Source organism: Amycolatopsis sp. NPDC048633 (assembly GCF_040650695.1).
Lineage (GTDB): Bacteria > Actinomycetota > Actinomycetes > Mycobacteriales > Pseudonocardiaceae > Amycolatopsis.
Genome location: NZ_JBEZHS010000053.1, coordinates 14,396 through 26,145, shown reverse-complemented (window position 1 = coordinate 26,145; position 11,750 = coordinate 14,396). Strand labels below are relative to the sequence as shown.

General features: G+C 72.2%; 11 protein-coding genes. 8 read left to right on the top strand and 3 right to left on the bottom strand.

All coding sequences use genetic code 11. The features are described from left to right. Window positions 1-105: 105 nt before the first annotated feature. Window positions 106-1,230 carry a histidine kinase gene (locus tag AB0C38_RS46425; protein ID WP_360686990.1) on the bottom strand — a complete coding sequence of 375 codons (1,125 nt, stop codon included), beginning with the start codon at window positions 1,228-1,230 and terminating at the stop codon, window positions 106-108. Between the two features lie 132 nt (window positions 1,231-1,362). On the opposite strand from AB0C38_RS46425, the gene AB0C38_RS46420 reads away from it, so the two are divergent. Continuing rightward, a complete protein-coding gene (locus tag AB0C38_RS46420) occupies window positions 1,363-1,959 on the top strand; it encodes a methyltransferase domain-containing protein (protein ID WP_360686987.1) in 597 nt (198 codons plus the stop codon). After that, window positions 1,931-2,419 (top strand): DedA family protein, encoded by a 489-nt coding sequence (locus AB0C38_RS46415; protein ID WP_360686984.1) that lies wholly within the window; start codon window positions 1,931-1,933, stop codon window positions 2,417-2,419. Before AB0C38_RS46420 ends, AB0C38_RS46415 begins: the two co-directional genes overlap by 29 nt. Here the strand turns inward: AB0C38_RS46415 and AB0C38_RS46410 are convergent. Beyond that, entirely contained in the window at window positions 2,395-3,168 is a 774-nt protein-coding gene (locus AB0C38_RS46410; protein WP_360686981.1) for a helix-turn-helix transcriptional regulator, read from the bottom strand. The genes AB0C38_RS46415 and AB0C38_RS46410 overlap by 25 nt on opposite strands. A gap of 74 nt (window positions 3,169-3,242) precedes the next feature. Between AB0C38_RS46410 and AB0C38_RS46405 the strand changes: the two genes are divergently transcribed. Beyond that, window positions 3,243-4,166 (top strand): LLM class flavin-dependent oxidoreductase, encoded by a 924-nt coding sequence (locus tag AB0C38_RS46405; RefSeq protein ID WP_360686978.1) that lies wholly within the window; start codon window positions 3,243-3,245, stop codon window positions 4,164-4,166. Between the two features lie 52 nt (window positions 4,167-4,218). Beyond that, window positions 4,219-7,773, top strand: a complete 3,555-nt coding sequence (gene mfd, locus AB0C38_RS46400) for a transcription-repair coupling factor (RefSeq protein WP_360687050.1) — start codon at window positions 4,219-4,221, stop codon at window positions 7,771-7,773. A gap of 70 nt (window positions 7,774-7,843) precedes the next feature. On the opposite strand, the gene AB0C38_RS46395 is transcribed toward mfd, so the two are convergent. After that, window positions 7,844-8,251: a hypothetical protein gene (locus tag AB0C38_RS46395; protein WP_360686975.1), complete on the bottom strand. Its 408-nt coding sequence runs from the start codon at window positions 8,249-8,251 to the stop codon at window positions 7,844-7,846. A gap of 77 nt (window positions 8,252-8,328) precedes the next feature. On the opposite strand from AB0C38_RS46395, the gene AB0C38_RS46390 reads away from it, so the two are divergent. Genes AB0C38_RS46390 through AB0C38_RS46375 form a run of 4 tightly spaced genes read left to right on the top strand, consistent with a single transcriptional unit; the run spans window position 8,329 to window position 11,746 of the window. Then, window positions 8,329-9,393, top strand: a complete 1,065-nt coding sequence (locus AB0C38_RS46390; RefSeq protein ID WP_360686972.1) for a SurA N-terminal domain-containing protein — start codon at window positions 8,329-8,331, stop codon at window positions 9,391-9,393. Further along, window positions 9,390-10,316, top strand: coding sequence for a MazG family protein (locus tag AB0C38_RS46385; RefSeq protein WP_360686969.1), 927 nt, complete (start codon window positions 9,390-9,392; stop codon window positions 10,314-10,316). The genes AB0C38_RS46390 and AB0C38_RS46385 overlap by 4 nt, the downstream gene beginning before the upstream one ends. A 54-nt stretch (window positions 10,317-10,370) precedes the next feature. Further along, window positions 10,371-10,928, top strand: coding sequence for a sigma-70 family RNA polymerase sigma factor (locus AB0C38_RS46380; protein ID WP_360686967.1), 558 nt, complete (start codon window positions 10,371-10,373; stop codon window positions 10,926-10,928). Beyond that, window positions 10,925-11,746 carry a zf-HC2 domain-containing protein gene (locus tag AB0C38_RS46375; RefSeq protein WP_360686964.1) on the top strand — a complete coding sequence of 274 codons (822 nt, stop codon included), beginning with the start codon at window positions 10,925-10,927 and terminating at the stop codon, window positions 11,744-11,746. Before AB0C38_RS46380 ends, AB0C38_RS46375 begins: the two co-directional genes overlap by 4 nt. The last annotated feature ends 4 nt before the right edge of the window (window positions 11,747-11,750 follow it).

Sequence of the window (11,750 nt, the reverse complement as noted above, 5' to 3'; positions counted from 1 at the left end):
TTTCTCGCCGGGCCGCGACGGAGGAGTTCCGCGTGCCGATGTCCACGGGAAGCTGGGCGGGCGCGGGGCGAGAGGTTGGCCTGGTGCGGGCCGGTGGCCGGACGTTCATGGCCGCACCACCAAGCTCGCGCCCACCCGGTAGCCGCCCTCCGGGAGCGGCCCGGCCGACAGCTCGCCGTGGTACATCTCGACGCGCTGGCGCATGCCGGTCAGACCTCGCCCGGATGACGGCAACGCCGGCGCCGGGGCCGGGGCGGCCTGACCGCCGGTGTTCGTCACCTCGATGCGGATCTCGGGCGGCTCGAAGGCGACGCTGACGCGGCCGGTCGCGTCGGCCGGGGCGTGCTTGATCATGTTGGTCAGGGCCTCCTGGACGATCCGGTACGCCTGCAGCGCCGCGCTCGCGGGCAGGTCATCGAGGCCGCCGGTGACCTCGAGCGTGACGTCGCGCCCCGACTGTTCGACGAGCCCGCGCAGCTCGGCGACGGTCGGCTGGGGGCTGCGCGCCTCCTGGCCCGCGTGCAGGACTTCGAGGAGCCGGCGCAGCTCCGCGAGCGCGTCGCGGCCGGTGCGGCCGATCGTGTCGAGCGTGCGGTCGACGACGGCCGGGTCGCGGTGCCGGGCGAGCTTCGCGCCTTCGGCGTTCAACACGATCACGCTGATGCTGTGCGCGAGCACGTCGTGCAGCTCGCGCGCGATCCTCGTGCGTTCCTCGGCGGTGGCCGCACGGGTCTGGGCGTCGGCGCGTTTCTCCTCCTCGGTGGTGAGCTGTTCCTTGGTGCGGAAGAACTCCCCGAGCGCCCACGCGGCGATGTGCAGCGGCAGCACGCCGAGGATGGAGAAAGTCGGGTTCTGGGTGTACGTGCCCCAGGTGAACCCCCACATGACGTCCAGCACGACGACGCACCCGGCGATCAGCGCGCCGAACCGCCGGTCGCCGCGCGCGACCAGCGTGAACAGGACCACCGCCATGGACAGTTCGGTGCGGCCGCGGTCGTACGCCCAGAGCCCGTTCGCATACACCGCCGTCGCCCCCGCCATGACCAGCACGGCGACGGTCCGCGGGAACCGCCGGCGCACCAGCAGCGGGAGCAGGAACAACATCGGGATCGCCCGGACCGACCACGAACCCGTGCCGGCCCAGTTGGGCGCGAGGGAAATGAACACGGCGTAGAGCGGCAGGTCCACCGTCCACCGGTGCCTGCGTACCCACACGACGATTCGTTCCACGCCACCGAACGTAATGCCGGGACCCGGCCCGGGTCGTCATCCCTTCGGTCCGACCGTGTCCTCCCTTGGGAGGACCACGACGGTCGAGCCGGCGGATTCGCGGCCACGCCCGCTGTTCCTAGCGTCGAAAGCATGTCGATCACCAGGGAATTCCTCCGCCACCCCGTGCTGACGGGCGCGATCGCGCCGAGCTCACCGCGGCTGACCGAAACGATGACCGCAGGCCTCGGTCTCGAACGCGCGGCCCGCGTCGCCGAACTCGGTCCGGGCACCGGCGTCTTCACGGAAGCGGTCCTCGCGCTGCTTCGCCCCGAAGCGCGCCTGACCGCTTACGAGATCAACCCGCGTTTCGCGGCCTCGGTCAGCGAGCGCTTTCCGCAGGTCGACGTCGTCACCGGCTCGGCGGAGCACCTCGCTCTCGACCACGTCGACGTCGTCGTCTCCGGACTGCCGTGGACGGCCATGACCGCGGATCGGCAGCACCGCATCCTCGACGCCGTCACGGCGGCTCTGGCCCCGAACGGCCGGTTCACGACGTTCGCGTACGCCCACACGGCCTGGACGCCACCCGCACGTCGCTTCGCCGCTTCACTGCGAAGCCGTTTCGCGGTCGTAGAGCGCACTCCGGTCGTCTGGGGGAACCTGCCGCCCGCGTTCGTCTACCGCGCGGCGCTGCCGGTGACGGTGGGGAGGGCGAGCCATGGACAGCCTGCTGCGGCCACTGCTTGACGCGCCCCCGCCGGTCGTCTACCTCGTCTGCGCGATCCTGATCACGGCGGAAACCGCGCTGCTGCCCGGAATCGTGCTGCCGACGCTGTCGGCGTTGCTGCTCATGGGGTTCCTCGCGGAGCGGGGCACGCTCCACCTGGGACTCGCACTGGCGGTGGCCGTGCTCGCCGCCGTCCTCGGCGACCAGCTCGCGTACCTGGAAGGACGGCATTGGGGACGCCGGCTGGCCCACCGCGTCGGTCAGGACCGCTGGGACCGCGCGGAGGCGGCGGTCGCGCGGTACGGCGTGCCCGCGGTGATCGCCGGGCGCTGCCTGGTCGGCGTCCGCACGGTGATGCCGCGCGTCGCGGGCTCGGCGGCGATGCCGTACCGCCGGTTCGCCGCGGGCAGCGTGGGCGCGGCGGTGCTGTGGGCGAGCGCCGAGTTGCTGGTGGGTCACCTGACGGCGGCGGTGGTGTGAAGCCGTTCCGCGGTCTCGGCGTCCGCGGGCAGGAACGTCTCCAGCTTCAGCTCCGACACGGTCACGTCCGCCGCCGTCGCGAACGTCGTGATCGCCGTGATCAGCCGCAGCTCACCGGCCGAAGTGGACAGTCGGACCGGCACCGCGAACCCCAGGTGCTCCGGGCCCGGAACGGTCGCCGGTGGCAGGTAGCTCTCCAGCTCGGCGAGCTGCCGCGCGAGCCGGTCGTCCGGGGTGCGGGCCAGGTCGTTGCGGATGCGCTCGAGGATGTGCCGCGCCCAGTCGTCGAGGTTCCGCACGCGCGGAGCCATGCCCTGCGGGTGGAGCGCGAGCCGCAGCGTGTCGACCGGCTCTTCGAGGAGCTCCGGCGCGACCCCCTCGGTGAGCAACGCGAACGCGTCGTTCTTCGCGACCAGCACGCCGTAGCGGTCGACGACGAGCGCGGGGTAGGGACGGTGGCCGTCGAGCAGCCGCCGCAGGCCGTCGAGCACCGGCTCGATCGCCGGGTCGTCGAGCCGTGTCTCGGGGTACGACGGGGCGAAACCGGCGGCGAAGAGCAAGCCGTTGCGCTCACGCAGGGGCAGCTCCAGCGATTCGGCGACGCGCAGCACCATCCCGCGGCCGGGGAGCGAGCGGCCGCTCTCCATGAAGCTCACGTGCCGCTGGGTCGTCCCGGCCCGCAACGCCAGGTCGAGCTGGCTGAGGTGCCGCCGCGTGCGCCAACCCTTGAGCGTGGTTCCGAAGTTCACGGGTCCATCATCTCGGCCCGGGCCATTCCCCGCGAGGAATTGAGCGCATACCCCGCCGCGGCGAGGCTGACGGCATGACGAACTACGGCCTGGTCGTACCGACCTACCAGCCCATCCTCGACGCCGGGCGGACCGCGCCCGAGCTGGTCGACGTCGCCGTGGAAGCGGAACGCCTCGGCCTCGACTCCGTGTGGGTGGGCGACACCCTCGCCCGGGCTCCGCTGGACGCTTTCACGGTTCTCGCCGCCTTCGCCGCCCGGACTTCGCGGGTGACTTTGGGGACGTCCGCGCTGCTCCCGGCGTTGCGGGACCCGGTTCTCTCGGCGAACCAGCTGCTTTCCCTCGACCTGCTCAGCGGCGGCCGGCTCACGGTGGCGGTCGGCGCGGGGTTCGCCGGGCGGAGCGAGCCGGAGTTCGCGTTCGTGGGTGTCCCGTGGGAGCGCCGGCGGGCGCGGCTCGACGACATCGTGGGCCTCTGGCGGGCGGCGTGGAGCGGTGAGCCGTCCTTCCACGGCGAGGTGCTGCACTACGACTCGCTGCCTTCCTATCCCGCGCCTTCGCGGCCGGGCGGCCCGCCGGTGTGGCTGGCGGCGTACACGCCGGGGGCGCTGGAGCGCATCGGCCGGCGGTACGACGGCTGGCTGCCCTACCCGCCGGATCCGGCGGACTACGTGTCGGGCCTGGCCCGGATCCGCGAGCGGGCGTCGCGGCCCGTGACCCCGGCGTTGTTCGCCACGGTCCTGGTGGAGGACGACGCCGACCGCGGACGCGCGCTGCTGGAGGAGTACTGCCAACTCAACTACGGCATGCCGGCGGACTTCGTTCAAGGCATCCAGATGCAGGTGACGGGGTCGGCGCCGGAGATCGCTTCGCGGCTGCGCGAGTACGAAGGAGCGGAGCACGTATTGCTGCGGATCGCGAGCACCGACCCGAAGGTGTTCGACGAGCAGTTGCCGCGGCTCGCGGAGGTGGCGGAACTGCTGCGCGACCAGCCGTGATCGGAAACCTGTCGGGGGTGGCACGTAGTCTGGGACCGTGACCGACGCTCCATTGTCCGGACTCCTCACCGCCACCCTTCCCGACCCGGCCCTGCGTGGCGTGGTCGAGCGCGCCGGCGCGCCGCTGCTCGAGCTGCAAGGCCCGATCGCCGCCCGGCAGCTCGTCGCCGCCGCCCTCGCCGCCGACGAGGGCGGGGCCAAACCCGTCCTCGCCGTCACCGCCACCGGCCGCGAGGCCGACGAGCTGACCGCGTCGCTCAGTGCCCTGCTCGGCGCCGGGAGGACCGCCGACTTCCCCTCCTGGGAGACCCTCCCGCACGAGCGGCTCTCCCCGCGCGCCGACACCGTCGGCCGCCGGCTCGAGGTCCTGCACCGGCTGAAGACCGGCGACGACGACCTTCGCGTGGTCGTCGCGACCGTCCGCAGCCTGATCCAGCCCATGGCCCCCGGCCTGGGCTCGCTCGAGCCGATCAATCTCGTCGTCGGCGAGGAAGAGCCGTTCGAGGAGCTGCTCGAACGGCTCGTCGAGCTGGCCTACACCCGCGTCGACATGGTCGAGAAGCGCGGCGAGTTCGCCGTCCGCGGCGGCATCCTCGACCTCTTCGGGCCGACCGCGCAGCACCCCGTCCGCGTCGAGTTCTGGGGCGACGAGGTCAGCGAGATCCGCGCGTTCGCCGTCTCCGACCAGCGGTCGCTGCCGGGCGAGATCCCGCGCGTCACCGCGCCGCCGTGCCGCGAGCTGCTGCTCACGGTGCCGGTCCGGGAAAAGGCCGCGGAGCTGGCGAAGACGTACGAGGCCGACGCCCACCTGGCCGAGATGCTCACCAAGCTCGCCGACGGCATCCCGGTCGAGGGCATGGAGGCCCTCATCCCGGTGCTCTGCGAAGGCGAGCTGGAGCTGCTCACCGACGCGATGCCGGTCGGCACCCACGTCCTGCTGACCGACCCCGAGAAGATCCGCGCCCGGGCCGCCGACCTCGTCCGCACCGGCCAGGAGTTCCTCGAAGCGTCCTGGACGACGGCCGCGGCGGGCGGCCAGGCCCCGATCGACCTCGGCGCGTCCGCCTACCGCGGGCTCGACGAGATCGCGTCCCACGCACAGGACACGAAGCGCACCTGGTGGACGCTCAGCCAGCTGACCAGCGAAGACCCGGACGTCTACCGCGTCTCGGTCGAGGCCGCCCCGGCTTACCGCGGCGAGCTCGAGCGCGCGATGACGGACCTGCGCGCGCACACCGCGTCGGGCGGCACGGCGGTGCTCGTCGTCGCCGGTCAGGGCACCGCGGCGCGCGCGGTCGAGCAGCTGTCGGCCGCCGACGTCCCGGCGACCCAGGCCGGTGACGGCCTGAAGAGCGCCCCGGCACCCGGCATGGTCACGGTCACCTGCGGCGGCCTCGCCGAGGGCTTCGTCTCGCCGGAGCGCGCCCTGGTCGTGCTCACCGAGGCGGACCTGACCGGCCGCGGCTCCGGCGCCGGAGTGTCCACAAAGGACCTCAACACGAAGATGCCGTCCCGGCGGCGCAACGCGGTGGACCCGCTGGCGCTCAAGAACGGCGACTACGTCGTGCACGAGCAGCACGGCATCGGCCGGTTCGTCGAGATGGTGCAGCGCACGGTCGCCGGCGCCACCCGCGAGTACCTGCTGCTGGAGTACGGCTCGTCCAAGCGCGGCCACCCGGGCGACCGGCTGTTCGTGCCGACCGACCAGCTCGACGAGGTCTCCAAGTACGTCGGCGGCGAGCTGCCCACGCTCAACAAGCTCGGCGGCTCCGACTGGAAGAACACCAAGGCCCGGGCCAAGAAGGCGGTCAAGGAGATCGCCGCCGAGCTGGTCCAGCTGTACGCCGCGCGCCAGGCCGCGCCCGGGCACGCCTTCGGCCCGGACACGCCGTGGCAGGGCGAGCTCGAGGACGCCTTCCCGTTCACCGAGACCAACGACCAGCTCGCCGCGATCGACGAGGTCAAGGGCGACATGGAACGCGGCGTCCCGATGGACCGCGTCATCTGCGGCGACGTCGGGTACGGCAAGACGGAGATCGCCGTCCGCGCGGCGTTCAAAGCGGTGCAGGACGGCAAGCAGGTCGCCGTGCTCGTGCCGACGACGCTGCTCGCCCAGCAGCACCTGAACACCTTCACCGAACGCATGCGCTCGTTCCCGGTGAAGATCCGGGGCCTGTCACGGTTCTCCGCCAAGAGCGAGACCGACGCGACCCTGGAGCAGCTGGCCAGCGGCGAGATCGACATCGTGATCGGCACGCACCGCCTGCTGCAGACGGGCATCCGCTACAAGGACCTCGGTCTCGTGATCGTCGACGAGGAGCAGCGGTTCGGCGTCGAGCACAAGGAACACATCAAGTCGCTGCGCACGCACGTCGACGTGCTGACGATGTCCGCGACCCCGATCCCGCGCACACTGGAGATGTCGCTGGCCGGCATCCGCGAGATGTCCACGATCCTCACCCCGCCCGAGGACCGGCACCCGATCCTGACGTACGTCGGCTCGTACGACGACAAGCAGGTGGGCGCGGCCATCCGGCGTGAGCTGCTGCGCGACGGCCAGGTGTTCTACGTCCACAACCGCGTCTCGTCGATCGAGAAGGCCGCGCGGCACATCCGGGAGCTGGTGCCGGAGGCGCGCGTCGTCACCGCGCACGGGCAGATGAACGAGGACAAGCTCGAGAAGATCATCCAGGGCTTCTGGGAAAACGAGTACGACGTCCTGGTGTGCACGACGATCGTCGAGACCGGTCTCGACATCTCGAACGCGAACACGCTGCTCGTCGAGCGCGGTGACCTGCTCGGGCTGGCGCAGCTGCACCAGCTGCGCGGCCGCGTCGGGCGAGGGCGCGAGCGCGGGTACGCGTACTTCCTGTACCCGCCGGAGGCGCCGCTGACGGAGACCGCGCACGACCGGCTGGCGACGATCGCCCAGAACACCGAGCTCGGTGCGGGCATGGCGGTCGCGATGAAGGACCTGGAGATCCGCGGCGCGGGCAACATCCTCGGCGCGGAGCAGTCCGGGCACATCGCGGGCGTCGGGTTCGACCTGTATGTGCGGTTGGTCGGCGAAGCGGTCGACGCGTTCCGCAGGCACGCGGGCGCGGAGCCGGCGGAGGACGAGGAGATGGCCGACGTCCGCGTCGACCTCCCGATCGACGCCCACATCCCCCACGACTACGTGCCGGGGGAGCGGCTGCGGCTGGAGGCGTACCGCAAGATCGCGGCGGCGCCGGACACCGAGGGCCTGGAAGCGGTCCGCGAAGAGCTGATCGACCGCTACGGCCAGCCGCCGGCGCCGGTGAACCGGTTGCTGGCGGTGGCGCGCTTCCGGCACACGTGCCGAGAGGCGGGCGTGACGGAGGTGGCGGTCCAGGGCAACACGATCCGGTTCGCTCCGCTGCCGCTGGCGGACTCGCAGATGGTCCGGTTGAAGAGGCTGTACCCGAAGGCGATGTTCAAGGCGGTGACGAACACGGTGTCGGTACCGAAGCCGACCGAAGGACCGGCGGGTGGCCGGATCGGTGCGCCGACGCTGCGGGACGAAGAGCTGTTGGACTGGTGCACGAAGCTGCTGACGCAGCTGACCAAGAAGCCCGCCGCCGTGTGACGCGCTGCGGACACCGGGCGCCACTTCGGGGGAACTCTCGTTGTGGCGCCGGGGTTCGCTCCGGGGTTCCTCAGCCGACTTCGCTGAACATCGGCGGCGAAGCCGCCGCCAACCCCATCTTCACCGACTCCACCGGCACCGGAACCGCCCCGGCACCCGCCATGGGCAACGGCCGCGGGTTCCGAGGCATCCGCGACCCCGCACCCCCACCACGCCCCGGGTACACGAGCAACCCCCGCGCCGGATCCGGGACCGCGTCCAACGCCGCCGTCACGACCGGCAGCGCGCGGAACGCGTCGCGGCTTTCCTCCGACTTGAACTCGATTTCCAGGACGACGCCCCAGCGGTGTTCGTGCCACACCCACTGTTCCGCGCCGTTCGTCAGTGCTGCTTCGGTGAGTGCGTCACCGCGGGCGAGCCGCCACAAGGAAGCCGTGGACTCGCCATCGAAGACCTCGATGGTCAGCCAGTGGTCCATGTCGTCGACGTTACGCCCGGCGACACCGCACGGGTGTTGCGTTTCGGCGGCGATGGTGTGAGAGGGTATGCGCTGTGATGCGGATCATCGGGCGCCCTCGCGCGCTGGTCGCGGTCGTTGCCGGTGCGTTTCTGCTCGCCGGGTGCGGTTCGGGTCCCAGCCAGGTCGGCAGTGCCGCCATCGTCGGCGACCGGTCGGTCTCCATCGACCAGGTGCAGAACCTCATCGACAAGGCCGTCCGCGAGCAGCCGTACGCGAAGAAGCTCGCCGCCGAGCACAAGCTCGACGTGCTGGGCCGGGCGGTCGTCAGCTCGCTCGTCCTGCACGAGCTGCTCGCCACGGCCGCGGAAAAGCAGGGCATCACGCCCAACTACGGGCAAATCGAAGCCCAGCTGGCCAAGGATCCCCTGAACGGCACGGTGGCCGCGGACGCGAGCGACGAGACCCAGGCGGTCAGCGAGCTGGTCACCCGCACGCGTGACCACCGCGAGGCGCTGACCGACACCTACCTCGCCCAGGCGCTGGCCGAGAAGGCCATCCCGAACCTGTCGGTCACCTTCGACTACACGTCCATCGGCTCGATGCCGGACGCCACGACCGGCGACACCCCCAAGGGGCCCGACGCGAAGAAGGCGGCCTTCGACCTCGCCCGGCAGTTCGCCGCCGATCCGGCGGCCGCGACCAAGCGCATCGGCACCGACGTCCAGTACGAGGGGTCGCTGCGGCAGCAGGCGGCTCAGCAGGGGCAGAACACCGACTCGATCCCGCCGCTCACCGGCCTCGGCGAGGCGGTGCCCGCGTCGCAGGCCGGCGTGCTCGCCGCCAGCCCGCTCTTCGGGTCGCCGGCCGGCAGCGTCACGGTCTTCCCCTACCCGAACCGTGAGGGCACCTGGTTCGTCGCGGTGGTCCGCCAGCGCGTGGACGACAAGCCCGTCGCCACGGAGCAGGCGCCCGCCCTCGACGACGCCTCGAAGACCGCGATCGGAATGCGCCAGCTGCAGCCGCTGTTCGACCAGGACGACGTGCGGATCAACAAGCGATACGGCGTGTGGGATGTTGTGGGCATGAACGTCCTCCAGAACCTGGACGCCGCCCAGGGCCTCGTGCTGCCCCAGGGTGGTTCCGGCCGTACGCAGCAGTGAGCACGGGCGTCGTCGTGGTCGTCCGCGGGGCGACGCTGCCCGCCGCGGCGCTGAAGATCCTGCGTGACGCCACCGCCGTGTACGCGGCCACCGACGTGGACGCGAGCGTGTTCGGGGTCCCGGCCGTGACCGAGGCGCCTTCGCTGAGGGACGTCGTGCTGCTCGCCGGGTCGCGGGACGAGCCCGCGGCGTCGCTGCTCATCGCGACCGGCGCGGAGGTCATCGAGACGCCGGCGCCGCCGCTGGTCGAGGCCGCCGAGGTGATGGACCGGCTCCGCTCGCCGGGTGGCTGCCCGTGGGACGCGGCCCAGACGCACGAGTCGCTGCGGCAGTACCTGGTCGAGGAGACCTACGAGCTGCTCGACGCCATCGAGTCGGGCGACCGCGAGGCACTGCGCGAAGAGCTCGGCGACGTCCTGCTCCAGGTGCTCTTCCACGCGCGGGTCGCGGCCGAAGACCCCGAAGACCCCTTCGGCATCGACGACGTCGCCGCCACGCTCGTCGCGAAGCTGGTCGGCCGGCACCCGCACGTCTTCGCCGACGCCGACCGGGTGCACACGGTCGAGCACCAGAACCTCAAGTGGGAAGAGCTGAAGCAGCAGGAGAAGCAGCGCAGGTCCATTGTGGACGGCGTGGCGCTCGGCCAGCCCGCGGTGGCGCTGGCCGGCAAGCTCGGGCAGCGTTCCGGGCGCGCGGGCATCCCGCTCGACCTCTTCCCGGCCGGCACCGCCGCCGCCGCCCAGCTGTTCCGCATCGCGGCCACGGCGCGGCGCGCGGGCGTCGACCCCGAGGGCGAGCTGCGGGCGCTGGCGAAGCAGTTCGCCAACGACCTCCGGGCCGCCGAGCAGGCCGCGCGGGACGCCGGGCTGGAGCCGACGACCTTGGAGGCCGACGGCTGGCGGAAGTTCTGGCCCTCGGTGTGACGCAGCACACAATCGGGTGAGAACCGTTTCCGCGCGTCCGGCGTCTTGCCTGGTGTGAGACAGAAGCCACTGGAGGACGCCGACGAGGAGCACCTCGTCCGGCGCGCGGCCAAGGGCGATCGTGCGGCGTTCGAGGAGCTCTACCGCCGCACGTCGCCCTGGCTCGCCGTGCGCCTGCGCCGCCGGTGCGCCGACGAGCAGGTCGTCGCCGAGGTCATGCAGGAGACGTACCTGGCCATCTGGCGCGCGGCGGGCTCCTTCGCGGGGGCCGCGACCGGCGGGAGCGCGGTCGGCTGGGTGTGGACGATCGCGGCACGACGGCTGGTCGACGCGTTCCGGCGCCGGGCGCACCACGCCGACCTGCCGGTGGAGGTGGCCCTCGACGTCGCGCCGGTGCCGGCGGCGGAGGACGTCGCCCTGGCGGCGACGATCGGTGACGAGGTCGGTGACGCGCTGCGCGACCTCGCGCCCGAGCTGCGGCAGGTGCTGCAGGCGATGGTGCTCGACGGGCTGACCGTCCGGGAGACCGCCGTCCTGCTGGGGCTGCCGGAAGGAACCGTCAAGACCCGCGCCCGCCGGGCGCGGATCGCGATGCGGGAGGCACTGTCATGACCCATGCGTCGGACGAGCTCATCGCCGAGTACGTGGCGGGTTACTGCCTCCCGGCCGACCGGCTGTGGGGACTCGAGGCCCACCTCGAGACGTGCCGGGAGTGCCGGGCGCGGCTCGCCGCGGTGGCGCCCGTCCAGCCGGTGGTGGACGTCGTCTGGAACCGGCTCGGCGCCGAGATCGAGCTTTCGGGCGTCCCGTTCCACGGGCCGCCCGTGCGACCCCGGGCCCGGTACCGGAGCCGGCGGCGGTGGCTCGACACGTGGGTCACCCCGGTGATGCTGCCGTGGCTCGGGATGATCGTGCTGCTCACGCTGCTCGCGGTGGCGTTCGACCGCATCGGGAGCTCGCTGCTGGACGTGACGGCGGTGCAGCTCTTCGCGCCGATGCTGCCGGTGGCGGGCGTCGCCGTGTCGTGGGCGCGGGGGTTGGATCCGGCGTACGAAGTCGTCGTCGCGACGCCGCGGGCCGGGCTGTACCTGATCGCGCGGCGGACGCTGGCGGTGCTCGTCGTCGTCCTGCCGGTGCTCGGGGTCGCCGGGTGGCTGACCGGCACGGCCCTCGCGCTCTGGCTGCTGCCGAGCCTGGCCTTCACCACGGGGACGCTCGCGCTGGGTGGCCTGATCGGCATTACCCGCGCGGCGTACACGCTGGTCGCGGTGTGGGGCGCGGGACTGGTGCTGCCCACCGTGGTGGCCCATGAGCAACCGTTTGCGCTCAGCACCGGCGCGTTGCCGGTGTGGGCGGGGATCTTCGCGCTGACGTCGGTGGTCGTCGCCCTGCACAAGGGCGCGTTCACCCGGCTCGGCGCGCGCAACTAGGGAG

What these genes read in the sequence shown, in the direction of transcription:
- AB0C38_RS46395 (WP_360686975.1), bottom strand. Translation starts at nt 8,251, where the DNA reads ATGGACCACTGGCTGACCATCGAGGTCTTCGATGGCGAGTCCACGGCT.
- AB0C38_RS46375 (WP_360686964.1), top strand. Translation starts at nt 10,925, where the DNA reads ATGACCCATGCGTCGGACGAGCTCATCGCCGAGTACGTGGCGGGTTAC.
- AB0C38_RS46405 (WP_360686978.1), top strand. Translation starts at nt 3,243, where the DNA reads ATGACGAACTACGGCCTGGTCGTACCGACCTACCAGCCCATCCTCGAC.
- AB0C38_RS46390 (WP_360686972.1), top strand. Translation starts at nt 8,329, where the DNA reads ATGCGGATCATCGGGCGCCCTCGCGCGCTGGTCGCGGTCGTTGCCGGT.
- AB0C38_RS46415 (WP_360686984.1), top strand. Translation starts at nt 1,931, where the DNA reads ATGGACAGCCTGCTGCGGCCACTGCTTGACGCGCCCCCGCCGGTCGTC.
- AB0C38_RS46420 (WP_360686987.1), top strand. Translation starts at nt 1,363, where the DNA reads ATGTCGATCACCAGGGAATTCCTCCGCCACCCCGTGCTGACGGGCGCG.